Annotated in this window: 23 protein-coding genes and 4 tRNA genes; 5 read left to right on the forward strand and 22 right to left on the reverse strand. The window is 69.8% G+C overall.

Annotated elements, in window-relative coordinates; translation table 11 throughout:
- Positions 1-6: 6 nt before the first annotated feature.
- From INT51_RS04475 to INT51_RS04485, 3 genes are read right to left on the reverse strand one after another with little or no spacing between them, the layout of a single operon-like run.
- Positions 7-387 carry a DUF3224 domain-containing protein gene (locus INT51_RS04475; RefSeq protein WP_193104005.1) on the reverse strand — a complete coding sequence of 127 codons (381 nt, stop codon included), beginning with the start codon at positions 385-387 and terminating at the stop codon, positions 7-9.
- Between the two features lie 54 nt (positions 388-441).
- The gene (locus INT51_RS04480) at positions 442-1,014 is read right to left on the reverse strand and encodes a GNAT family N-acetyltransferase (protein WP_193104006.1); all 573 of its coding nucleotides are present in this window, start codon (positions 1,012-1,014) and stop codon (positions 442-444) included.
- Positions 1,015-1,032: 18 nt separating this feature from the next.
- Positions 1,033-1,797, reverse strand: a complete 765-nt coding sequence (locus tag INT51_RS04485; protein WP_193104007.1) for an SDR family oxidoreductase — start codon at positions 1,795-1,797, stop codon at positions 1,033-1,035.
- A gap of 101 nt (positions 1,798-1,898) precedes the next feature.
- Between INT51_RS04485 and INT51_RS04490 the strand changes: the two genes are divergently transcribed.
- Complete coding sequence (locus tag INT51_RS04490; RefSeq protein ID WP_193104008.1) at positions 1,899-2,768, forward strand: helix-turn-helix transcriptional regulator; 870 nt, start codon at positions 1,899-1,901, stop codon at positions 2,766-2,768.
- On the opposite strand, the gene rsmD is transcribed toward INT51_RS04490, so the two are convergent.
- Together rsmD and INT51_RS04500 are read right to left on the reverse strand one after the other, a co-directional pair.
- On the reverse strand, positions 2,723-3,283 hold the full coding sequence (gene rsmD / locus INT51_RS04495) for a 16S rRNA (guanine(966)-N(2))-methyltransferase RsmD (protein ID WP_193104009.1): 561 nt from the start codon (positions 3,281-3,283) through the stop codon (positions 2,723-2,725). The two genes, INT51_RS04490 and rsmD, sit on opposite strands and share 46 nt — an antisense overlap.
- A gap of 1 nt (position 3,284) precedes the next feature.
- Positions 3,285-5,495 carry an ATP-dependent DNA helicase RecG gene (locus INT51_RS04500; protein WP_193104010.1) on the reverse strand — a complete coding sequence of 737 codons (2,211 nt, stop codon included), beginning with the start codon at positions 5,493-5,495 and terminating at the stop codon, positions 3,285-3,287.
- A 308-nt stretch (positions 5,496-5,803) separates the two neighbouring features.
- On the opposite strand from INT51_RS04500, the gene rpmB reads away from it, so the two are divergent.
- Both rpmB and INT51_RS04510 read left to right on the forward strand, forming a co-directional pair.
- A complete protein-coding gene (rpmB, locus tag INT51_RS04505) occupies positions 5,804-6,001 on the forward strand; it encodes a 50S ribosomal protein L28 (RefSeq protein WP_304502073.1) in 198 nt (65 codons plus the stop codon).
- A 127-nt stretch (positions 6,002-6,128) separates the two neighbouring features.
- A complete protein-coding gene (locus INT51_RS04510) occupies positions 6,129-6,875 on the forward strand; it encodes a peptidase E (protein ID WP_193104012.1) in 747 nt (248 codons plus the stop codon).
- A 3-nt stretch (positions 6,876-6,878) separates the two neighbouring features.
- On the opposite strand, the gene INT51_RS04515 is transcribed toward INT51_RS04510, so the two are convergent.
- From INT51_RS04515 to thiL, 3 genes are read right to left on the reverse strand one after another with little or no spacing between them, the layout of a single operon-like run.
- Entirely contained in the window at positions 6,879-7,832 is a 954-nt protein-coding gene (locus INT51_RS04515; RefSeq protein ID WP_193104013.1) for a GNAT family N-acetyltransferase, read from the reverse strand.
- Between the two features lie 5 nt (positions 7,833-7,837).
- Entirely contained in the window at positions 7,838-8,914 is a 1,077-nt protein-coding gene (locus INT51_RS04520) for an NAD(P)-dependent alcohol dehydrogenase (RefSeq protein ID WP_193104014.1), read from the reverse strand.
- Between the two features lie 49 nt (positions 8,915-8,963).
- Positions 8,964-9,962, reverse strand: coding sequence for a thiamine-phosphate kinase (gene thiL / locus INT51_RS04525; RefSeq protein ID WP_193104015.1), 999 nt, complete (start codon positions 9,960-9,962; stop codon positions 8,964-8,966).
- 33 nt (positions 9,963-9,995) lie between these two features.
- Here thiL and INT51_RS04530 point away from each other — a divergent pair, with 33 nt between their 5' ends.
- Positions 9,996-10,490, forward strand: coding sequence for a DUF3515 domain-containing protein (locus INT51_RS04530; RefSeq protein ID WP_193104016.1), 495 nt, complete (start codon positions 9,996-9,998; stop codon positions 10,488-10,490).
- Between the two features lie 18 nt (positions 10,491-10,508).
- On the opposite strand, the gene INT51_RS04535 is transcribed toward INT51_RS04530, so the two are convergent.
- From INT51_RS04535 to leuC, 7 genes are all read right to left on the reverse strand, one after another.
- Positions 10,509-11,624, reverse strand: a complete 1,116-nt coding sequence (locus INT51_RS04535; protein WP_193104017.1) for a D-alanine--D-alanine ligase family protein — start codon at positions 11,622-11,624, stop codon at positions 10,509-10,511.
- 13 nt (positions 11,625-11,637) lie between these two features.
- Positions 11,638-12,627, reverse strand: coding sequence for an NAD(P)H-dependent glycerol-3-phosphate dehydrogenase (locus INT51_RS04540; RefSeq protein ID WP_193104018.1), 990 nt, complete (start codon positions 12,625-12,627; stop codon positions 11,638-11,640).
- Complete coding sequence (locus INT51_RS04545) at positions 12,624-13,427, reverse strand: 1-acyl-sn-glycerol-3-phosphate acyltransferase (protein WP_193104019.1); 804 nt, start codon at positions 13,425-13,427, stop codon at positions 12,624-12,626. Before INT51_RS04545 ends, INT51_RS04540 begins: the two co-directional genes overlap by 4 nt.
- The gene (locus INT51_RS04550) at positions 13,424-14,008 is read right to left on the reverse strand and encodes a hypothetical protein (protein ID WP_193104020.1); all 585 of its coding nucleotides are present in this window, start codon (positions 14,006-14,008) and stop codon (positions 13,424-13,426) included. Before INT51_RS04550 ends, INT51_RS04545 begins: the two co-directional genes overlap by 4 nt.
- A 51-nt stretch (positions 14,009-14,059) precedes the next feature.
- Complete coding sequence (gene murA / locus INT51_RS04555; RefSeq protein ID WP_193104021.1) at positions 14,060-15,376, reverse strand: UDP-N-acetylglucosamine 1-carboxyvinyltransferase; 1,317 nt, start codon at positions 15,374-15,376, stop codon at positions 14,060-14,062.
- Between the two features lie 124 nt (positions 15,377-15,500).
- Positions 15,501-16,121, reverse strand: a complete 621-nt coding sequence (gene leuD, locus INT51_RS04560) for a 3-isopropylmalate dehydratase small subunit (protein WP_193104022.1) — start codon at positions 16,119-16,121, stop codon at positions 15,501-15,503.
- Between the two features lie 14 nt (positions 16,122-16,135).
- Positions 16,136-17,575 carry a 3-isopropylmalate dehydratase large subunit gene (gene leuC, locus INT51_RS04565; protein WP_193104023.1) on the reverse strand — a complete coding sequence of 480 codons (1,440 nt, stop codon included), beginning with the start codon at positions 17,573-17,575 and terminating at the stop codon, positions 16,136-16,138.
- A 141-nt stretch (positions 17,576-17,716) separates the two neighbouring features.
- On the opposite strand from leuC, the gene INT51_RS04570 reads away from it, so the two are divergent.
- Positions 17,717-18,451, forward strand: a complete 735-nt coding sequence (locus INT51_RS04570; protein ID WP_193104024.1) for an IclR family transcriptional regulator — start codon at positions 17,717-17,719, stop codon at positions 18,449-18,451.
- Between the two features lie 5 nt (positions 18,452-18,456).
- Here the strand turns inward: INT51_RS04570 and INT51_RS04575 are convergent, their stop codons facing one another.
- The 7 genes from INT51_RS04575 to INT51_RS04605 all read right to left on the reverse strand — a co-directional run bounded on the left by INT51_RS04575 (position 18,457) and on the right by INT51_RS04605 (position 22,334).
- Positions 18,457-19,296, reverse strand: a complete 840-nt coding sequence (locus INT51_RS04575) for a universal stress protein (RefSeq protein ID WP_193104025.1) — start codon at positions 19,294-19,296, stop codon at positions 18,457-18,459.
- 120 nt (positions 19,297-19,416) lie between these two features.
- Positions 19,417-19,489, reverse strand: a tRNA-Glu gene (locus INT51_RS04580).
- Positions 19,490-19,517: 28 nt separating this feature from the next.
- Positions 19,518-19,590, reverse strand: a tRNA-Glu gene (locus INT51_RS04585).
- A 28-nt stretch (positions 19,591-19,618) separates the two neighbouring features.
- Positions 19,619-19,691 (reverse strand) — tRNA-Glu (locus tag INT51_RS04590).
- 33 nt (positions 19,692-19,724) lie between these two features.
- Positions 19,725-19,796 (reverse strand) — tRNA-Gln (locus INT51_RS04595).
- Positions 19,797-19,978: 182 nt separating this feature from the next.
- Positions 19,979-21,409 carry a glutamate--tRNA ligase gene (gene gltX, locus INT51_RS04600; RefSeq protein WP_226831977.1) on the reverse strand — a complete coding sequence of 477 codons (1,431 nt, stop codon included), beginning with the start codon at positions 21,407-21,409 and terminating at the stop codon, positions 19,979-19,981.
- 148 nt (positions 21,410-21,557) lie between these two features.
- Entirely contained in the window at positions 21,558-22,334 is a 777-nt protein-coding gene (locus tag INT51_RS04605) for a fumarylacetoacetate hydrolase family protein (RefSeq protein WP_193104027.1), read from the reverse strand.
- Positions 22,335-22,455 lie beyond the last annotated feature (121 nt).

Here is a 22,455-nt window from a genome sequence, read left to right on the forward strand (position 1 = left end):
TCTGGCTCAGGCGAGCTCGAGGAGCACCTCGTGGAGGCCATCCTCATGGATCGTGCCGATGGTGAGCAGTCCGCTGACGCCCACGAGTTCGTCGGTGCCGGAGCCGGGGACGATGACGTACTGCAGCGCCGGCTCGCCGGCGGTGATGGTGCCGAGCTGCTGGAGGGCGAGCGTGCCCCGGAGGCCGCCGAGGCTGCCCTCGAAGGTCTCCGTCGCCACGTAGCCGGCGCTGCCGCTCGCGGGGTCGCCCGCGGTGAGCATGACGCCGCGGGAGGTGCCCTCGGCCTCGCCGGTCCAGGTCTTGCTGAGGTCGAAGCGTCCGGCGACGCCGGGGATCGGCTCCCCGGGACTCATCTGCACGGAGAAGGTGGCGCGGAGGGTGCTCATGCCTCCAGTGTCCCAGGCTCCTGCGGCCCGTGGCGGCCGCCGGGAGCTGAGCCCTCAGCTCTGCCGGGCCCCGTACTCGCTGGCGAGGATCGCCCAACTCATCCCGTCGAGCCAGCGCCCGCTGCGGTGCAGAGATTCCTGGACGAACACGCCCTCGCAGCGCATTCCGATCTTCTCCATGATGCGACGCGAGGCGAGGTTCTCGGCGAAGCACCCCGCTTCGACGCGTCGCACACCGAGGCCCTCGATAGCAACGCGCAGCAGGGCGAGGGCGAACTCGGTGCCCAGGCCCTGGCCCTGGACGGCCGGGTCCAGCACCCAGCCGAGCTCGGCCTGCTGCCCGCGGGCCTGGCCGACCATGTCGGCCTGGGACCAGGCGTCCTGGCGCTCCACCTTGCCGACGGCGACGACGTGGCCGCCCTGGAGACCGACCACTGAGACGGGGAGGTGACTGTCCCAGCGCTCACGATGGTCCTCGAGCGTGGTGCTGAGGGTCGTGGTCCACTCCTGCACCTCGGGAGAGCGATGCCAGGGCCAGATCTCGTCCGCGTCCTGCGCGCGGGCGAGGCGCAGCTCGAGGCGGTCGGTGTGCTGCGGCCAATCGAGGTCGGTGAGTTCGGTCGTCATGCCTGAACCCTATGACGCTCACCCGTTCATCGGATCGCGCGCGTTCAGGGCCGCGACCACCTGGTCGTAGTCACCACGGGCTTCGCCGTAGCGCAGGAATTTCACCCGCTCGACCTGGATCTCCGTCGCCGCGGGCTGCGTCTGGAGGATCTCGATCACCTCGTCGGCGAAGTCCTCCAGTCCCATCGCCATCTCGTCCTCGGCGTGGCCCGGCATGAGATCGGTGGCCACCGAGGGCGGCACGATCTCGAGGACCTCGACGGCGGTGCCGGCCAGCTGGAGGCGCAGGGATTCCGAGAGCATGTGGATCGCGGCTTTGGTGGCGTTGTAGGTGGGAGTCGCGCGCAGCGGGGCGAAACCGAGTCCCGAGGAGACCGTCATGATCGTCGCCGAGTCCTGGGCGAGCAGGTGCTCCATGAACGCGGCGATCAGACGGATCGGGCCCAGCAGGTTGGTGGTGACGGTCACCTCCGCGGTGGCGAGGAAGTCCGTGGGATCTCTCCAGTCCTCGGCCCGCATGATGCCGGCCATGGCGACGAGCACGTCGAGGTCGGGGTGCTCGGCGAGCACCTGGCGGCTGGCGGCGGTGATGCTCGCCGGATCGGTGGTGTCGATGCGCACGGTGGCGAGGCCCGGATGCTCGGCGGCGATCTGCTCGAGGAGCTCGGTGCGCCGGCCCCCGACGATCACGTGGTTGCCGCGCTCGTGCAGGCGCAGGGCGAGGGCGAGACCGATACCGCTGGTGGCGCCGGGGATGAAGAGGGTGTGTCCGCTGATGTCCATGCCCTCGAGTCTGGAACTCCCCGGCGGTCGCCACCAGAGTGCGGTCATCAAGGGATCGCCGATCCCTGGCTCCCCGGCGCGGTGAGGTCGATACTGGCGAGATGGACAGGGACGCGCTGGCAGACTTCCTCGGGCGGCATCGCGCCGCCCTGACCCCGGCCGACGTGGGCCTGGCCCCGGGTGCTCGCCGCCGTACCCCGGGACTGCGTCGTGAGGAGGTCGCCCAGCTCGCGACGATGTCCACCGACTACTACACCCGGCTCGAGCAGCGTCGGGGCCCGCAGCCGAGCACCCAGATGCTCGCCTCCGTCGCGCGGGCGCTGCGCCTGACGGCCGACGAGCGTGATTATCTGTATCGGGTCGCAGGGCACAGCGCCCCGGAGCGTCTTCCGGTCGACGGATATGTGGCGCCCGCCTTGATGCGGGTGATGGATCGCCTCAGCGATACCCCGGCGCTGATCCTGTCCGCGCTGGAGGAGACGCTCGTGCAGAACGGTCCGGCCCGCGCACTGTTCGGTGACGACGACCATCTCAGCGGGTGGGAGCGCAGTGCGATCTTCCGCTGGTTCGATGACCCCGAACGGTCCCGCACCGTATATCCGCCCGAGGATCATGCCCATCACAGCCGCGCCCAGGTGGCCTCGCTGCGGGCCGCTTACGGGGCGATGGGGCCGAACTCCCGGGCCGCGGAGCTCGCCGAGATGCTGAGCGCGCGCAGTACGGAGTTCGCACATCTGTGGGACTCGCAGGTCGTCGCCCGGCGATTCGAGGACCACAAGGTGCTGCTGCACCCGGAGATCGGCCGCCTCGAGGTGGACTGCCAGGCGCTGTTCACGGAGGATCGTTCCCAGGTGCTGCTGGTGCTCACCGCTCCCCCGCGCAGCGAGGACGCCGGCAAGCTCGACCTGCTCGCCGCCCTCGGCACTCAGTCGGTGGCGGGCCCACCGAACTGGAGCACCGTCTCCCCGTAGGCCTTGGTGCCGTCGTCGGCCCAGCCGATCGGCCAGCTGAGCGCGCGGGAGCGACGTGAGCGCTCGATGACCACGAGGGCGTCGTCAGCCAGGGCCGGTCGCAGGGTGACCAGCAGCATCTCGAGAGCGTCGGTCGCGACATCGTAGGGCGGGTCCAGGAAGACCAGCGAGAACTCCCGCCCGCCGAGCTGGGCGCCGACGGTCTCGGCCTTCCCTGCGCGCACCTCGCAGCGAGATGCCAGGTCCAGGTCGGCGGCGGTGCGTCGCAGCTGCTTCACCGTCGGGCCGTGCAGCTCGACCAGCAGGGCATCGGCGGCGCCGCGGGAGAGGGACTCGAAGGCGAGGCCCCCGGTCCCCGCGTACAGGTCCAGCACATGGGCACCCGCGAGCGCGTCCCAGCCGTCCAGTCGGGAGAACAGGGCTTCGCGCACCCGATCGGAGGTGGGCCGGGTGCCCTTGCCGGGCGGGCCGGGAATGGTGCGGCCGCCGAGGGTGCCAGCGATGATCCGGGGCATATCAGCTCCTCTCCACGTCGGGGTCGGCGTCGCGCAGGCGGTTGTCGATGGCGCCGGCGAGATCGGGGTGGGCGGTGAGATCGGGGTCTGCGGCGATGACGGCGAAGGCATCCTCGCGGGCCTGTTCGATCACGCGGGCATCACGGATCACGTCGAGGTGCTTCAGGGTGCGCTGCAGTCCCGATTGTTCCTCCCCCACCAGGTCGCCGGCGCCGCGCACCTGCAGGTCCAGTTCGGCCAGCGCGAAGCCATCGGCCGCGGAGGCGATGCCCTCCAAGCGCTGGAACGTCTCGGTGCCCGGCTCGGTGCGGGTGTCGAGGAACGCGATGCCGGCGTGCTCGCCGCGGCCCACACGGCCGCGCAGCTGGTGCAGCTGGGAGACGCCGAAGCGTTCGGCGTCCAGCACGATCATCACCGAGGCATTGGAGACATCGACGCCGACCTCGATCACGGTGGTCGCGACCAGCACATCGATCTCGCCTGCGACCACGCGATCCATCGTGCGCTGCTTCTCCTCGGTGGTCAGGCGGCCGTGGAGGATGCCGAGACGGGCACCGGCCAGCTCCGGGCGCTGGGCGAGGCGCTCGGCGGTTGCGGTGACCCCGCGCGCCTCCTCGAGCGCGGTCTCGGAGATCTGCCCGTCCTCGTCGAGGATCACAGGGGCGGGAGCTTCGTCCGTCTCGTCGATGCGCGCGCAGACCACGAAGACCTGGCGGCCCGCGGTGACCTCCTCCCCGGCGCGCGCCCACATGCGCTGCTCCCACTTCGGGCTCTTCTCCGGGACCACGAAGCTGTCGACGCCAGCGCGCATGCCAGGACTCTCGCGCAGCGTGAGCACGTCGAGGTCGCCCACGGTGGCCAGCGCCGCGGTGCGCGGGATCGGGGTCGCCGTCATCACCACGACGTGCGGGCTCATCCCGGCAGGCCCCTTGGTGCGCAGGCGCCGACGGTGGTCCACGCCGAAGCGGTGCTGCTCATCGATCACCACCAGGGCGAGAGAGGCGAACTCGACGCTCTCGGTGAGCAGGGCGTGGGTGCCCACCACGATCCCTGCCTGTCCCGAGGTGACGTCCAGCAGGGTCTCGCGCCGCGCAGAGGTCTTCTGGGATCCGGTGAGCAGCCGCACCCGGGTGGCGTCGGCGTGGGCATCGAGCCGGCCGGCCCCGGAGAGCTCCCCGAGCAGATCGGTGATCGTGCGGTAGTGCTGCTCGGCGAGGACTTCGGTGGGGGCCAGCAGAGCGGCCTGGTGACCGGAGTCGACGGCGCGCAGCATGGCGCGCAGCGCGATGACGGTCTTACCGGAGCCGACGTCGCCCTGCAGCAGCACGCTGGTGGGGTGGTCGCGGCCGACCCGCTCGGTGATCTGGCCGCCGATCTCGCGCTGCCCGGAGGTGAGTTCGAAGGGCAGGCGCTCGTCGAAGGCTCCCTGGAGGGGTCCTTCGGCCTGCAGCGCCGGAGCCGGGGTGCGGGCGTCCAGGGCACGGCGCTGGGCGAAGATCGCCTGCAGCACGAAGGCCTCCTCGAACACCAGGTGCGCCACGCCGTCGCGGGTGTCCTGAGCCGTCCGTGGGAGGTGGACCTTCGCCACGGCCGCCGGGAGCGGCAGCAGGCCTCGTGCCGAGATCACCTCGGCGGGCACCGGTCGGGCCAGGTACTGCGCGAAGTCGACACCCTTCTCGGTGGCCGCCCGCATCGTCCGCTGGGCGATGTTCTGCTTCAGCGGGTACACGGGCAGCGGGCGCTGCGCGTACGCGAGGCCCTCGGGGGTGTCCTCGTACTCCTCGTAGTCGGGATGGGTGATCTGGGGCTTGTTCGCGTAGGTGTTCCACCCGACGGTCCCGCGCACGACCACGCTCTTGCCGACGCTCAGGCGGCTGCGATGCCAGGCCACGAGGTGCGGCTTGGCGAGGAAGAAGGTCAGGGTGATGTCCTCGATGCCGTCGGAGACGATGACCTCCAGGATGGATCCCCGGCGACTGCGCATGCTGCGCTCCGTGACGCCCACGACGGAGACGGTCGCACTCATCTCCTCCCCCACCTGGACCTCGTGGAGGGAGCGCAGCGGTGCCGGGATCGTGTAGCGGCGGGGCGCGAAGCGCAGCATCGTGTCGAGATCCTTGACCCCGAAGGAGGACATGGCCTTGGACTCCTTGGCCTCGAGGAGCTCCGTCAACGGCATGGACCCGCGGGCGGCTTCCCGTCTCCTGGCCATGCGGCGCCTCCTCGTTCTCTCGTGTTCTCCGGCCGACCCCTGGGCGCCTGCGGCGCCACGTGGGATGATGGTCGCGCGCGCACCGGGGTCCATCGTGCCACCCGGGAGTGACGTTGTGGCGGACTCCACAGCGTGCCGCACCGCCCCTCCCCTTCATGTCCGAGGGGTTTCTGGGCTATGCTTCCGTGGTTGCCCTGACCTCCGGGGGCCAGCGCCCCTGCGCTCACCCATGGTCACCGACTCCTGCGAATCGACATTGTGGGATGGGCGGGCACCCCGATCAGAATTCGACTTTTCAGGAGACGACAGTGGCTTCTTCCACGTGTGACATCTGCGCCAAGCACCCGAGCTTCGGCAAGAGCGTTTCCCACTCGCACCGCCGTACCTCGCGTCGTTGGAACCCGAACATCCAGTCTGTTCGCACTGTGATCAACGGGACCAGCAAGCGCGTGAAGGTGTGCACCTCCTGCCTCAAGGCAGGCAAGGTCAGCACGCTCGGCGCCTGAGCGGGACCGAACCAGGAACATCCATGTGAGCCCTCACCCTTCGGGGTGGGGGCTCACATGCATGTCCGGCCACGCCATGGCGGCGCACCGAGGTAACCTCGCGGTCACCAGCTTCCAAGGAGATCCGATGCCTGCGTCCTCCCCGACGATCCTGGCCACCAGCGCCGGGTATCGCCCTCATCCCCGACTGCGATTCGGCTTCGGGCCGATGATGGCCTTCACCGTGCAGCTCGCGCAGGAGATCCCCCGCTCTGACCGCGGCGGAGGGCCCAGGATCTGCCATATCGGGACGGCTGGCGGGGACGACTCCGGGTTCCAGCGGGACATGGAGGAGGCCGCCCGGGAGGCAGGGTACGAGCTGCACCACCTCAGCCTGTTCTCGATGCCGAATGTGGAGGACGTCGAGGGATACCTGCGCGGCTTCGACGTGATCTGGGTCAACGGCGGCTCGGTGGTGAACCTGCTCGCGGTGTGGCGCGCCCACGGCCTGCCGGAGATCCTGCGCCGGCTCTGGCAGGACGGCGTGGTGCTCGCCGGGGTCTCCGCCGGATCGATCTGCTGGTTCGAGGGCGGGGTGACCGATTCATTCGGCCCCCAGCTGGCCCCGGTCACGAACGGCCTGGGCTTCCTGCCCGGTGCCAACGGTGTGCATATGGATTCCGAACAGCGGCGCCGCCCGCTGATCCGGGAGCTGGTGGCGGCCGGAACACTCGGCGCCACGGTGTGCACCGATGACGGCGCCGGGCTGCTGTATCGCGGCACGGAGCTGGTCGAGGCGGTCACCGAGGTGGACGGCGCGAGGGCCTCCCGGATCATGCGCGATCCCTCCGGCCAGGTCATCGAGACCGAGCTCCCGATCCGTCTGCTGGGCTGAGCCTCAGGCGGAGCCCCGCAGCGCGGCGGTGAGTCCATTCGGGATCTCGACCAGATTCACCTGCCCTGCCTCGAGGAGCGGGAGCGTTGCCAGCAGAGGCGCTGCGTGAGGGTCCGTCGGGTGGTTGTCGAGATCCAGCGAGTGCACCCCGAGGCCGCGGAGGTCCGTCAGCAACGCCGCGAGGCAGAGGGCGACGTCGGTGCGGGAATGCGGGCCGGCAGAGTCGACGGCTTCGACACTGCCTTCACGATGGGGACCGACCGGTTCGTCGTAGAGATCGACCAGAGCCGTGATCCGACCTTCTCGAACTGTTGCCCAGCAGTGCTCTAGCACAGCCTCGTCGTAGAACTCCTCGCCGACGACTGGGCGGATGGTCTTGCGGGACGCCGTCGGCGACCAGCTCGCATGCTGCCAGAGGTAGCGATCCGTGAGGGCGTCGATGACCTGCTCCCGCGGAAGATCCGTCCAGCGCGCGACCCGGACGGATTCGTCCGATTCTCTGGCCGCACGCACCGTGGTGCACCACGCGGCGGTGCGAGTATCCGTCAGGTCGACGCTGAGGATCGGGATCGGGAGATAGACGTGGGCGCCGAGCGAGCGCAGAAACTGATCACGTTCGGAACCGGGCACCACTCTGTCCGACAGAGGATTCCCGCTGAACCTGCCGAGTTCGCGCAAAAGCGCTGTGCCGTGTCCACGGCGTCGGTGCGCCGGGTCGATCTCGAGCTCGGCCATGTCGCGACCGGGGTGGACGCGGTTCGGGCCGATACGTCCGACACCGATCACGAGGCCCTCCCGGACGTCGGGATCCTCGACCGTCACCACCAGGGCCCGGCAGCCCTCGCGCCAGCCGTCGGGCTGCAGCCAGCTGAAGCGGGCGCCGTCGTGCCCTCGATCGGCCGCGGTGGCCGGGCGAATGCTCCGCCCGGCCACCGCGTTCTCAGCACCGTCGCGCATCGGGATCAGGCGACCTCGGCGTCCTCGAAGGTCGCGGTGTCGATGACGGCACGGAAGAAGACCTCGCCGGCGACCACGCGGTCGTAGGTCGCGTCGGCTTCGTCGACACCGATCGTCTCGATCTGGGCAGCGATGCCGTGCTCGGCGCAGAAGTCGAGCATCTCCTGGGTCTCGGCGATGCCGCCGATGTTGGAGCCGGCCAGCACCTTGCCGCCACCGATCACGGAGCCGAAGCTGAGGGACTGGTTCTCCGGCGGCAGGCCCACCACGGCCATGACGCCGCGGGGCTTCAGTAGGCCCAGGTAACTGTCCACGGGGATGTCGGCGCTGATCGTGTTGAGGATCAGGTCGAACTGGCCACGGTGGTCCTGGAAGAAGCCGTCCTCGGTGGTGGCGAGCATCTGCTGCGCACCGAGTTCGATCGCCAGCTGCTCCTTCTTGCGGGAGCGGGACAGGACAGTCACGTCGGCGCCCATGGCGGCGGCGATCTGCACGCCCATGTGGCCGAGCCCGCCCAGGCCCAGCACGGCGACCTTCTTGGGGGCTCCGTCCTTCGCCTGGTCGGCTCCCCAGCGGGCCAGCGGCGCGTAGGTGGTGATGCCGGCGCACAGCAGCGGGGCCGCGGCATCGAACGCCATGGCGTCGGGGATGCGGCACACGAAGCGCTCGTTGACCACGACCTTCTGGGCGTAGCCGCCCTGGGTGATGGTGCCGTCCACATCGGTCGCGTTGTAGGTGCCGACGTTGCCCTGCAGGCAGTTCTGCTCCTGGTCCGCGCGGCACTCCTCGCACTGCCCGCAGGAATCGACCAGGCAGCCCACGCCCACGCGGTCGCCGACCGTCCAACCGGTCACGTTCTCACCCACGGCCTCGACGATGCCGGCGATCTCGTGGCCGACGGTCAGCGGGAAGTGTGCCTCGCCCCACTCGTTGCGGATGGTGTGGATGTCGCTGTGGCAGATCCCGGCGGCCTTGATGTCGATGACGACGTCATCGGGGCGCGGGTCCCTGCGCTCGATGGTCGTGACGCGGAATGGCTGGTCGGGGCCGGTCTTCTGCAGTGCCTTGACCGTGATCGACATGGTGTCTCCTTCAGTTCCTGGGGGTCGCCCTCGAAGGGCGCGCCTCAGCTTAGGCGGACGGACCGAAGTGGTCGAAGCCCGTTCCGGCGATCTCGGCGCCCCCCAGCAGGACGGAGTGCTCCTTCTCTCCGACGCCGGGCAGGACCCGCCCGATCGGTCGGAACCCCGCGGGGACGGAGCCGGCCGGGAAGGTCGCGAGCATCGCGTGCTCCTCCCCGCCGTGCAGCACCCAGTCCCAGGGGTCCGCGCCGACCTCTGCAGCGACGACGGCGAGCTGCTGCGCATCGGGTCCCAGAGCTGCGGGGTCCAGGTCCAGCCGCACGCCGGAGGCTCGCGCGATCCGGCCGCCATCGCGCACCAGTCCGTCGGAGAGGTCCATCATCGCGCTCGCGGTACGGCCGACGGTCCACCCCAGAGCGAGGTCGGGATCGGGAGCGTCATGCCAGGTGACGAGATCACCGTGCCCACCGGCTCCGTCGACCGCTCCGTCCTGCACCCGGACCCGTCCGGACAGCACGAGGGCGAGGCCCGCGGCGGAGCGACCCAGGCGCGGGGAGCCGATCGTGAGCACGTCCCCGGGATGGGCGCCGGAGCGCAGCACCGGTTCCTGGCCCTCCTCGAGGGCACCGAGCGCGGTGACGGTGAGGGCGAGCTGTTCGGCCTGCCCCAGGTCGCCGCCGACGACCTGCGCCCCATCGGCCTGCGCGCGGTGGGCGATCCCGATCGTGAGCTCCTCGAACACCCGGGAAGGGGTGTCGGCCGGTGCGGACAGCGCGACCACCAGGGCAACGGGGCGGGCGCCCATGGCGGCGACATCGGCGAGGTTCTGCACGGCGGCCTTATGACCGATCCAGCGCGCGGTCGTGGTGTGCGCCAGGAAATCGTGCCCCTGGACCAGGGTGTCCGTGGTGACCACCACCCGTGGGGTGGGCAGGCGCACGACGGCCGCATCGTCCCCGGGGCCCACCTCCACGCGGGGGTCGCTGGACAGGTGCGGGAGCATCCGGGCCAGGAGCCCGGCCTCCCCGAGGTGCGTGTCGCCGGTCATCACCCCAGTGTGCCGGACGGGTACCCTCGAGTCGTGCCCCGCCTCCGACTTCCCGCCCTGGCCGCCGCGGGCCTGCTGACCGTGTCGCTGGCGGCCTGCGGAACCGTGCAGGTGCCCGCCGGTCCCGCCGCCACGGATCCCACCTGCGCAGAGATCCTCCTCGCCGCCCCGCCGCAGGTGCTGGGCATGGACCGGACGGAGACCTCCAGCCAGGGCACCGCCGCCTGGGGAAGCGGCGAGGACACCGTGGTGATGCGCTGCGGCGTCACACCACCCGGGCCCACCACCGACATCTGCACCACCCTCGAGGACGGCAACGGCGTGCAGATCGACTGGATCGTCCGCGAGCTCGAGGACGAAGTGTTCCTGTACACGACGTACGGGCGCGAGCCGGCCATCGACGTCTCCGTGCCGCGCTCGGCCGCGCCCGATCAGCCCTCGGGTGCTGCGCTCGACCTGTCCCAGGTGGTCAGCCGGAACATCGAGGCGACCGACCACTGCGTCGGTCCCGGCGACGAACCCGCCTGAGCGCTGCCTCGGTCCTGCTCAGCGGGGACCGAGTCGGCGGCCGCGGGCCTGCTCGACGAGATCCGTGATGAGGTCGGAGTAGCTCAGGCCCATGTTCTGCCACAGCACCGGGAACATCGAGTACGGCGTGAAGCCGGGCATCGTGTTGACCTCGTTGACCACCACGCGACCCTCCTGCGAGACGAACACGTCCACTCGGGCCAGTCCCTCCAGTCCCAGCACCGTGAACGCGCGGGAGGCGATCTCGCGGACTTCCTCGAGCACGGCGTCCGGCAGGGAGGCCGGCACGTCGATGCTCACGGTGCCCTTGCCGAAGTACTTCGCCTCGTAGTCGTAGAAGTCGAGGTCATCGCCCACCTTGACCTCACCGGGCACGGTGGTGCGCACAGGAGTGCCCTCGACGCCCTGCAGGACGCCGCACTCGACCTCGCGGCCGAGGACGGTTTCCTCGATCAGCACCTTGGGGTCTTCCGCGAAGGCTGTCTTCAGGGCGAGGTCGAGCTCGGTCGGGTCGCTCACGCGGGTCACCCCCAGGCTCGAGCCGGCGCGCGCGGGCTTCACGAACCACGGAAGCGGGTGATGGCGCTCCAGGTGGGTCAGCACCTGATCGGCCCCGGCGGCCCAGCGGTCCTCGTGGACCACGATGCCGGGAGCGCACTCGATCCCTGCGGCGCGCAGATTCTGCTTGGTGGCGGCCTTGTCCATGCAGGACGCCGAGGCCAGGACTCCGGAGCCCACATACGGGATATCGAGCATCTCGAGCATGCCCTGGACGGTGCCGTCCTCGCCGTAGGCGCCGTGCAGCACCGGGAAGACCACGTCGATCTCCGCCAGAGGGGTGACGGCTCCGTCCCGCACCTGGCGCAGCACGCTGCGCTCCCCTGCCCGGTGCCGGGTGGCGGGCAGCAGCACCTCGGGGCCCTCGGAGGCGACCTCCGGGGCGTTCCCGTCGACCAGGGTCCAGTCCGAAGGATCGTCGGAGACGTGGACCCAGCGGCCGTCCCGGGTGATGCCGACGGCGATCACGTCGAAACGTTCACGGTCGATCGCAGCGAGGATGCCGCCGGCGGTGACGCACGAGATGCCGTGCTCGCCGCTGCGGCCGCCGAACAGGAGGGCGACGGTGGTTCTCATGAGGGAAGGATATTCATTCCGGCCGGACGCCGCGCGCCAGCAGGGCCGTGGTGACCTCATCGATCCGGGCACCGTGATCGACGACATCCACCACGGCCGCGGTGATAGGCATGTCCACGCCCAGTCGAGTCGCGAGATCGGCCACGGCCCGGGCGGTCGCGACGCCTTCGGCGGTCTGCCCCACCTCGGCGGCGGCGGCGCGGACGTCGAGCCCGCGCCCCAGCGCAAGGCCCAGTCTGTGGTTGCGGCTCAGAGGAGAGGAGCAGGTGGCGACCAGGTCGCCCATCCCGGCGAGCCCGGCGAAGGTCTCGCGCCGGCCGCCGAGGGCCACTCCGAGCCGGGTGATCTCTGCCAGGCCGCGCGTGATCAGGCTCGCGGTGGTGTTGTGGCCGTGCCCGAGTCCGCTCGCCGCACCTACCGCGATCGCGATGACGTTCTTCACCGCTCCGGCGATCTCCACGCCGACGACGTCGGTCGAGGTGTAGGCGCGCAGGTAGGGCGCCTCGCACCAGGTGGCCAGCACGGAGGCGAGCTCCTCGGACTCGGCGGCGACGACGCTCGCGCAGGGGCGGCGCTCGGCGATCTCCGCCGACAGGTTCGGGCCCGACAGGACCCCGACGCGCTCGCGATCCGCTCCCCCGGCGTCGACGAGGATCTCGCTGATCCTGGCGTCCGTGCCCCGTTCGATGCCCTTGGTCAGCGAGAGCACCGGGACGGGTGGCAGGGCCGGCCACTGCTCGAGAGTCCCCCGCATCGACTGGGCCGGGACCGCGACGATGATCCCGTCGGCCCCGTCGAGCGCTTCGCGGATGGAGGACGTGCCGGTCACCGTCGGCGGCAGCTCCCGTTCCCCGGTGTAGGCACGATTGCGATGCTCCTCGCGGATCTCGCGGGCGACCTCCTCGCGGCGCGCCCACAGCGTCACGTCGGCGCCGCCGTCGGCGAGGACCTGCGCGAAGGTGGTGCCCCAGCTGCCGGCCCCGAGAATGCTCAGTCGTGTCATCGTTGCCTCACTGCTCGATAGCCGCGCTGCGGCCTGCCCGCTTCAGGGCGGTGGGTGTCCAGGCGGCTGTCATGCAGCACGGTCGGCGGCTGCTCCTGGCGGATCTCGCCCAGCAGGGCGGCGATGGTCTCCATCAGCTCCTCGGTGACCCGGAATGCGGCCTGATGGACGGTCTCGTCCTCGCGGCGGGTGACGGTGTACGGCTCCCCGATCCGCACCTCGAGGCGACGGCCCCGGCCGGGGCGGGGGATCGGTGACCCCACGGGCCACAGTGCGCGCCCGCCCCAGCTCGCGATCGGCAGCAGCGGAGCCCCGGTGTCCAGCGCGAGCCGGGCCGCGCCGGTGCGCGCCCGCATCGGCCACAGCTCAGGATCTCGGGTGTAGGTGCCCTCGGGGAACACCATGAGCCCCTCGCCGCGGCCCAGGGCCTCCCGGGCGGCGTCCAGAGCATCGGAGCCGCGGGAGGTGCCCCGATTCACCGGGATCTGCCGGGCGAGGCGCAGCAGCGTCCCGAGGACGGGGACGCGGAACATGGCGTCCTTGGCCATGAAGCGTGGGGCGATGCCCTGAGCCTGCAGGAGGTGGCCGTAGGCGAAGGCGTCCAGCGGGCCCAGGTGATTGCCGCAGGCCACCACGGCGCCCTTCGCCGGGACGTTCTCGGCGCCGATCCAGGTGGGCCGGGCCAGCAGGGTCAGTGCCGGGCGCAGCGGAAGTTGGGCGAGGGCCACGACGATCCCTGCCCGCCGGGAAGGGGCCCGGGCAGTGCCGACGTCCCAGCTGCGCAGCAGCGATACGCTCACCGGTCGGTGGCGGGCGTGCGACCCAGGGCTTTGCGGGTGGCCTGACCGGTCAGAGCCCGCACGCCGGAGCCTCCGGTCATGGTGCGACGGCGCAGCGTGGTCGGGGCTCGCCGGGCCAGAGTGTTCACGGCGGCCGCATGCATGAGTCTGCGAGGGGCGAAGGCCAGGCGGCCCCGCACGGAGCGGTACTTCACGGCGGTGGTGACCTGCAGCAGGTCACCGCCCGGCAGCAGCGCCACCCCGATGCGCACCCTCATGTTCTCGTCGTCGTCGATGATCAGCGCCTCGGAGCCCACCACCTCGTCGGCCAGGTATTCCTTGTTCGGTGGCGGGACCATGTCGAACAGGCGGATCGCCTCATCGCGCAGCGCCCTCATCCCCCGCTGGGACAGCGGGGTGTTCTCGTGGGAGAAGATCGCGTCGGCCCACACCCGCGGATCGGGTTCGTCGACCCCTGCGGTGGGCACGATGACCACATCGCAGTAGTCCGGGATCGGGATGTCGCGCAGTGCCAGCGAACTGCCGGCGGTCGTGGCCGGACCCGTGTGCAGATCCGCGTCGGACGGGACGTCGTCGCTCATGGTCAGCTGTGCTCCCTCGGCTCGCAATGGGTGGTCGGTGCTCCCGCGACGTCAGTTCTCCCAGTATTCAGCGCCCAGCGCCGTGAGCTTCTCCCGGAAGGACTCGTAGCCGCGGTCGATGAGGTCGATGCCGCGGATCGTGGAGACGCCCTCGGCGCCGAGCGCAGCGATCAGGTACGAGAAGCCGCCGCGCAGATCGGGGACTGTGATGTCCGCGCCACGCAGGGTCTTGGGACCGGAGATCACGGCGGAGTGGTTGTAGTTGCTGCGCCCGAACCGGCAGCTGGAGCCACCGAGGCACTCGCGGTACACCTGGATGTGGGCGCCCATGTCGTTCAGCGCCGACGTGAAGCCCAGCCGGTTCTCGTACACCGTCTCGTGGACGATGGAGATGCCGTCGGCCTGCGTCAGCGCGACCACCAACGGCTGCTGCCAGTCGGTCATGAGGCCGGGGTGCACATCCGTCTCCACCGCGATCGCGCGCAACGGCGTGCCCGGGTGGTAGAAGCGGATCCCGGCCTCGGTGATGTCCATCCCGCCGCCGACCTTTCGGAAGGTGTTCAGGAAGGTCGCCATCGGCTTCTGCTGGGCGCCGCGCACGAGCACCGAGCCCTTGGTCACCAGCGCCGCGCAGGCCCAGGACGCGGCCTCGATGCGATCGGGCAGTGCCACGTGCTCGTAGCCGCCCAGCTCCTCGACGCCCTCGATGGTGATGGTGCGGTCGGTCTGGACCGAGATGAGCGCACCCATCTTCTGCAGCACCGCGATGAGGTCCTCGATCTCGGGCTCGACGGCGGCGTTGACCAGCTCGGTGATGCCCTGGGCGCGCACAGCGGTCAGCAGGACCTGTTCGGTCGCACCGACGCTGGGGTACTCCAGGTGGATCTTGGCACCACGCAGCCCGTTCGGCGCCGTGATGTAGATGCCCATCTCGCGCTTGTCCACGACCGCGCCGAAGTTGCGCAGCACATCGAGGTGGTAGTTGATCGGACGGTCCCCGATCCGGCACCCGCCGAGATCGGGGATGATCGCCTCGCCGAGGCGGTGCAGCAGCGGACCGCAGAACAGGATCGGGATGCGGGAGCTGCCCGCATGCGCGTCGATATCGGCCACGTGGGCGCGCTCGACGTTCGAGGGGTCCATGCGCAGGGTGCCGCCGGCGACGTCGCGCTCGACCTTGACGCCGTGGATCGACAGGAGCTCGGAGACGATCTGCACGTCGCGGATGTCCGGGACCGATTCCAGCACGCTGGGGCGGTTGCCCAGCAGTGACGCCACCATCGCCTTGGAGACCAGGTTCTTCGCCCCGCGGACGGTGATCTCACCGTCGAGGGGGCGCCCTCCGCGGACGTGGAATGTCGAGCTCATAGTGTCCTTGCTTCGCTGGACAGGCGTCACGGACGCCCGGTGTCTGACCAGCTCACCATACCGGAGCACACTGCGCGGACACCGCGATCCCCGTCATACCCGCGCCGACCGACCGGGCGGTGGGTCAGACGCTCTCGGCGTTGCGCGCGGGCAGCGTCTTGGGCAGCCACGCCGGGCGCTTCGCCTCGAAGTCCGTGATGTCCTGCTCGTGGCGCAGGGTGAGGCCGATATCGTCCAGGCCCTCCATCAGGCGCCAGCGGGTGTAGTCGTCGACGTCGAAGCGGAATACGGCTCCAGCCTCGCCCGCGTGGGCCTGACGGTTCTCGAGGTCGATGGTCACCTCGGTGCCGGGCGCCTCCTCGAGGATCTTCCACAGCTGCTCGAGGTCGTCCTCGGAGAGCACGCCGGCGACGAGGCCCTGCTTGCCGGCATTGCCGCGGAAGATGTCCGCGAATCGGCTCGAGAGCACGGCCTTGAAGCCGTAGTCGCGCAGTGCCCACACGGCGTGCTCACGGGAGGATCCGGTGCCGAAATCGGGACCCGCGACCAGCACGGAGCCCTTCGTGTAGGCGGGACGATTCAGCACGAAGTCGGGATCGTTCGTGCGCCAGGCGTGGAACAGGCCGTCGTCGAATCCGGTCTTGGTGACCCGCTTGAGGTACACGGCCGGGATGATCTGGTCGGTGTCGACGTTGCTGCGACGCAGGGGGACACCGATGCCGGTGTGGGTGGTGAAGGCTTCCATGGCGATGCTCCTGATCAGGCGACGGGCTGGAGATCGGAGGGCGCGGTCGGGGCGCCCAGATCCGACGGGGTGGACAGCGTGCCGCGCACCGCGGTGGCAGCGGCGACGACCGGGGACACCAGGTGGGTGCGTCCGCCCTTGCCCTGGCGGCCCTCGAAGTTGCGGTTCGAGGTGGAGGCCGCACGCTCCCCCGGCGCGAGCTGGTCGGGGTTCATGCCCAGGCACATGGAGCAGCCGGCCTGGCGCCACTCGGCACCGAAGGCGAGGAAGATCTGATCCAGCCCCTCCTTCTCGGCCTGCAGCCGCACCCGTGCCGACCCCGGCACGACCATGACCCGCACCTCGGGGTGCTTCCGGCGTCCCTCCAGCACGGAGGCGAAGGCCCGCAGGTCCTCGATGCGGCCGTTGGTGCACGACCCCATGAAGACGGTGTCGACCTTGATGTCCTTCAACGGGGTGCCGGGGACGAGGTCCATGTACTCCAGGGCGTTCTCGGCGGCGACGCGGGCGTTGTCGTCGGTGAAGTCCTCCGGGGCCGGCACGGAGGCCGACAGCGGCAGACCCTGGCCGGGATTGGTGCCCCAGGTGACGAACGGCTCGAGGTCATCGGCGTCGATGTGCACCTCGGTGTCGAAGGTGGCGTCGTCCTCGGAACGCAGCGTCTTCCAGTACTCGACCGCCTCGTCCCAGTCCGCGCCCTGCGGGGCGTGGGGACGGCCCTGGACGTACTCGAAGGTGGTCTCGTCCGGGGCGATCATGCCCGCGCGGGCGCCGGCCTCGATGGACATGTTGCAGATCGTCATCCGGCCCTCCATGGAGAGCGTGCGGATGGCCTCGCCGCGGTACTCGAGCACATAGCCCGCGCCGCCGCCGGTCCCGATCTTCGCGATCACCGCGAGGATGATGTCCTTCGCGGTCACGCCCGGCTTCAGAGTGCCGTCGACGGTGATCGCCATGGTCTTGAACGGATTCAGGGGCAGCGTCTGGGTGGCGAGCACGTGCTCGACCTCGCTGGTGCCGATGCCGAAGGCGAGCGCGCCGAACGCACCGTGGGTCGAGGTGTGCGAGTCCCCGCACACCACGGTGATGCCCGGCATCGTCAGGCCCAACTGCGGGCCCACGACGTGCACGATGCCCTGGTCCACATCGCCCAGGCTGTGGATGCGCACCCCGAACTCCTCGGCATTGCGTCGCAGGGTGTCGATCTGGGTGCGCGAGGTGAGGTCCGCGATCGGCTTGTCGATGTCGATCGTCGGGGTGTTGTGGTCCTCGGTCGCGAGCTGCTGATCGAGGCGACGGGGGGTGCGGCCCTCCTGGCGGAGACCGTCGAACGCCTGCGGGCTGGTCACCTCGTGCAGCAGCTGGAGGTCGATGTACAGCAGATCCGGTTCGCCGTTCTCTCCGAGACGGACCACGTGATCCGCCCAGACCTTCTCCGCGAGGGTCCCCGCCATGTCGATCCTTCCCTGCGTCCGTCGTGGGGACGCGCGTCTGCATGCTGAAACGCGCTCGGGGTGCAAGCGCAGGTCCCATCGTGTGCCGGTCCATGATCTGACGCACTTGCGTCTCACCAAATAAGACGGCAGTATCGGAGCATGGACAAGATCTCGGAGGAGAACGGCAGCGGCGTCGGCGTGCTCGACAAGGCGGCCATCGTGCTCGGTGCCCTGGAAGCTGGACCTGCCACTCTCGCCCAGCTCGTGCAATCGACCGGGTTGGCCCGCCCTACTGCCCACCGCCTGGCGGTGGCGCTCGAGTACCACCACCTGGTCTCCCGCGACATGCAGGGCCGCTTCATCCTCGGACCGCGCCTGGGTGAGCTGGCCGCCGCCGCCGGGGAGGATCGACTCCTCGCCGCCGCCGGCCCGGTGCTGGCCGCCCTGCGCGATCACACCAGCGAGTCCGCCCAGCTCTACCGTCGCCAGGGCGACCACCGCATCTGCGTCGCCGCCGCCGAGCGCCCGATCGGGTTGCGCGACTCCGTCCCGCTGGGCTCGGCGCTGACCATGAAGGCCGGGTCCGCTGCACAGATCCTGCTGGCCTGGGAGGAGCCGGATCGCCTGCATCGCGGACTGCTCGGGGCGCGCTTCACAGCCACTCAGCTCTCCGCCGTGCGCCGTCGCGGGTGGGCGCAGTCCATCGGCGAGCGCGAGCCCGGCGTGGGCTCCGTCTCAGCCCCGGTGCGGGGCCCCAATGGCCGTGTCGTGGCCGCCCTGAGCATCTCCGGTCCGATCGAGCGCATCACTCGCCAGCCGGGCCGACTGCACGCGGCCTCCGTGATGAGCTCCGCGAACCACCTCACCGAACTGCTGCGCCGCGCAGGGGCCTGAGCTCCTCAGTCCCGTTCGATCCAGACCGGCGTATTGGCGTATCGCAGCACGGTGACCAGCTGACGGGGCGCGGAGACAGGCTTGTCGGGCCCGTGGACGCGGTCCCCCGCCACCACGATCATGCTCGCCCCCTCACTGGCATGCACGAGTTCCTTCGCGCTCCCGGTGGCGGCGACGCTCACATCGCGCACGTACACGTTCGGGTGCGACAGCGCGATCCGTTCGCTGGTGCGCGCAAGGATCTCCTGCGCCTGCTCCGGGGTCGTCTCGGCGCGGACGATGAGCTGGATGTCCTGGCGATACGCGGAGGCGAGATCGGCAGCGCGGGTGACGACCTCGGTCGCACTCTCGTGATGGACCAGCCCGATCGGCCCGTCACTGTCGACCATGCCGCGCACGACCACGACCGGACAGTGGGAGCGGGCGGCAAGCGCCAGGCTCTTGGAGCCGACGATGAGCGTCAGCAACCGGCCCATCCCCCGCCCGCCGACGACGATCACGTCAGAGTCGCTGCTGGCCTCGACCAGCACCGGCACGGCATTGCCGTCGACGATCTCCGAGGTGATCGGGAGATCTGGATGCCCTTCCCGGGCGATCGCCAGGGCGTCCTTGATCAGGCTGTGCGCGGCGTTGCGGATGCCCGATCCGGTCATGCCCGGGATCGGATCGGTGTTCACATCGAGCTCTGTCCACACGAAGGCGTGGATCAGGTGCAAGGTGCCGCCGACCCGCTCGGCATGGCGAGCGGCCCATTGGACGGCGAGGTCCGACTCGTCGGCGTCGAAGACGCCCACGGTGATCATCGGCGGCGTATTCTGCGGCGCTGGCGGAGTGACGTGCGTCATATCGCGACGATACTCCGTCCGGCGCCCGATTCCCAGGAGAACTGGACACCTGGAGGCGGCAGAAGAACATTGCGGGGAAACAGAAAAGGAGCCGATACCTATGGCATCGACTCCAGTCCGTACCCCGTACCGGATTTGAACCGGTGTTACCGCCGTGAGAGGGCGACGTCCTAGGCCGCTAGACGAACGGGGCCTGCGCAAGAACCGAAGCACTCGCGTCGTACCCCGTACCGGATTTGAACCGGTGTTACCGCCGTGAGAGGGCGACGTCCTAGGCCGCTAGACGAACGGGGCCTGCGCAAGAACCGAAGCACTCGCGTCGTACCCCGTACCGGATTTGAACCGGTGTTACCGCCGTGAGAGGGCGACGTCCTAGGCCGCTAGACGAACGGGGCGCGGACCGCACGGCGAACAATCGCCGTGAAGCGCTGGGGTACCAGGACTCGAACCTAGAACGACGGTACCAGAAACCGCTGTGTTGCCAATTACACCATACCCCATGGTGAGAGCACGTTTCCTTGTCTCTTCCCGATCTGTTCCCCGGTGGAATCCGAGGCCTTATCGAGCTGATCCGCAGTGGCGTACCGAGGTAAGACACTACCGGGTCTTCTCGTCCTTGACAAAGCGAGAAGGGCCTTGAGCGCTGTGAGGCTGAGCACGCCGCCCCACAGCGCTCATCAGGTCACCGAGCCGTGGCGAGCCGATCGCGCAGCGCGCGCAAGCGGGCCAGGCTCGAGGGCTTGCCCAGCAGTTCCATGGACTCGAACAACGGTGGGGAGATGCGTCGGCCGGAGATCGCGCTGCGCAACGGCCCGAAAGCCAGTCGCGGCTTGATGCCGAGGTCCTCGACGATCGCCTCGCGCAGGACGCCCTCCAGAGGCGCTGCGGTGAAGGACTCGGTCGGCACCGCCTCGACCTCGGAGATCGCCCGCTCGAGCACGGCCACCGGGTCGTCCCCGAGCTTCTTCAGAGCATCGTCCTGGACCACCAGGTCCTCGTCGGCGGTGAACAGGAAGCCCATCAGGTCCGGGGCCTCGCCGAGCAGGTTCATGCGGGTCTGCACGAGCGGGGTGGCAGCGGAGACCAGTGCGCGCTGCTCCGGCGTCACGGTCTCCCCCAGCACGCCACCGTGCTGCAGATACGGGATCAGTCGCTCGCTGAGATCGGCCTCGGGCAGCAGCCGGATATGGTCCGCGTTGATGGCGGTGGCCTTCTTGATGTCCACGCGAGCCGGATTCGGGTTGACGTCCTCGGCCGTGAAGCGTTCGACGAGCTGCTGGCGGCTGAAGATGTCCTCGTCTGCGCTGTAGCCCCACCCCAGCAGCGAGAGGTAGTTGACCATGCCTTCGGGCACGAATCCCTGTTCGCGATAGAGGAACAGGTCTGCCTGCGGATCACGCTTGGAGAGCTTCTTGTTGCCCTCGCCCATGACGTAGGGAAGGTGACCGAACTCGGGGACGCGCTCGGCGACGCCGATGTCGATCAGGGCCCGGTACAGCGCGATCTGACGTGGGGTCGAGGACAGGATGTCCTCGCCACGCAGGACGTGGGTGATCCGCATGAGCGCGTCGTCGACGGGATTGACCAGCGTGTAGAGCGGCTGACCGTTGGCGCGCACCACGACGAAGTCCGGCGTGGTGCCGGCCTTGAAGGTGATCTCACCGCGCACCAGGTCGGTGAAGGTGAGATCCGTATCGGGCATGCGCAGGCGCCAGGTGGGCTCGCGGCCCTCCGCGCGGTAGGCCGACTTCTGCTCATCGGTGAGGTCCCGATCGAAGCCGTCGTACCCGAGCTGAGGGTCCCCGCCCGCGGCGCGATGGCGCGCGGAGATCTCCTCCGCGGTGGAGTAGGACTCGTAGATGTGCCCGGCGTCCTTCAACTTCGCGATGACGCCCTGGTAGATATCGGCGCGCTGGGACTGACGATAGGGGCCATCGGGACCACCCACCTCGACGCCCTCGTCCCAGTCGATGCCCAGCCAGCGCATGGCGTCCAGCAGCTGGTGGTAGGACTCCTCGCTGTCACGCGCGGCATCGGTGTCCTCGATGCGGAAGATGAGTTTGCCGCCGTGATGCCGGGCATGTGCCCAGTTGAACAGAGCGGTGCGCACCATGCCGACGTGCGGGGTGCCCGTGGGGCTGGGGCAGAAGCGCACCCGGACCTCGTCGGTGGGTGCTGAGGTCTGTGCCGGGGTGGTCGTCACGCGGGATGCTCCTGGAGGTGGGGGGATGATGTCGGGGCGGGCGGGGCTGCGCCGCGGGTCAGCGGCGCACGACGGGATTGGACAGCGTGCCGATTCCCGCGATGGTGACGTCGATGCTCGAGCCGGCCTCGACGGTGCGCACGCCGGCGGGGGTGCCGGTCAGGACCAGGTCACCGGGCAGCAGGGTGACCACGGTGGAGATCTCGGCGATGAGGTCGGCGACGGAACGGACCATGTCGGCGGTGGTGCCGTTCTGCGCGACCTCGCCGTCGACGCTCGAGGTGATCGCGACGGCGGAGGGGTCGAGGTCGGTCTCGATCCACGGACCGATCGGGCACGAGGTGTCGAACGCCTTGGCGCGGAACCACTGGTCCTCCTCGCGCTGCGCGTCGCGCGCGGTGAGGTCGTTGGCACAGGTGTATCCGAGGACGACGTCGGCGACATCCTCCGGGGAGACGTTCTTGGCCATCCGCTTGATGACCACCGCGAGCTCGGCCTCGAGACTCACCTCGTGACTGTATTCCGGGATCACGATGGGATCACCGGGGCCGACGACGGCGGTGTTGGGCTTGAGGAAGAACAGGGCCTGCTCAGGAACCTCATTGCCGAGTTCGGCGGCGTGCGCGGCATAGTTGCGGCCGACGCACACCACTTTCGAGCGCGGGATGACGGGGGCGAGCAGGCGGACGTCCTCGAGAGGGACGATCTTTCCGGTCGGACTGATCTCGGTGTACAGGGGGTCCCCGGTGATCCCGTAGACCATGTCCTGGCCATCCTTCGCCTGGACGATGCCGTACATGGGATCTTCGCCGGTGGTGAATCGAGCAATACGCATGGTCGCCAGTCTAGGCCCGCCCATCGCGAGTGCTCCGGGGCGCCGTCGCCGCGGGGCTCCCCGGGGACGGGGGTGGCGGAGGTCGTGGAACCGAGGCGGAGTCCCGACGGATCCTCCTGGA

It is taken from the genome of Brachybacterium sp. FME24, assembly GCF_014897705.1.
Classification (GTDB): Bacteria; Actinomycetota; Actinomycetes; order Actinomycetales; family Dermabacteraceae; genus Brachybacterium.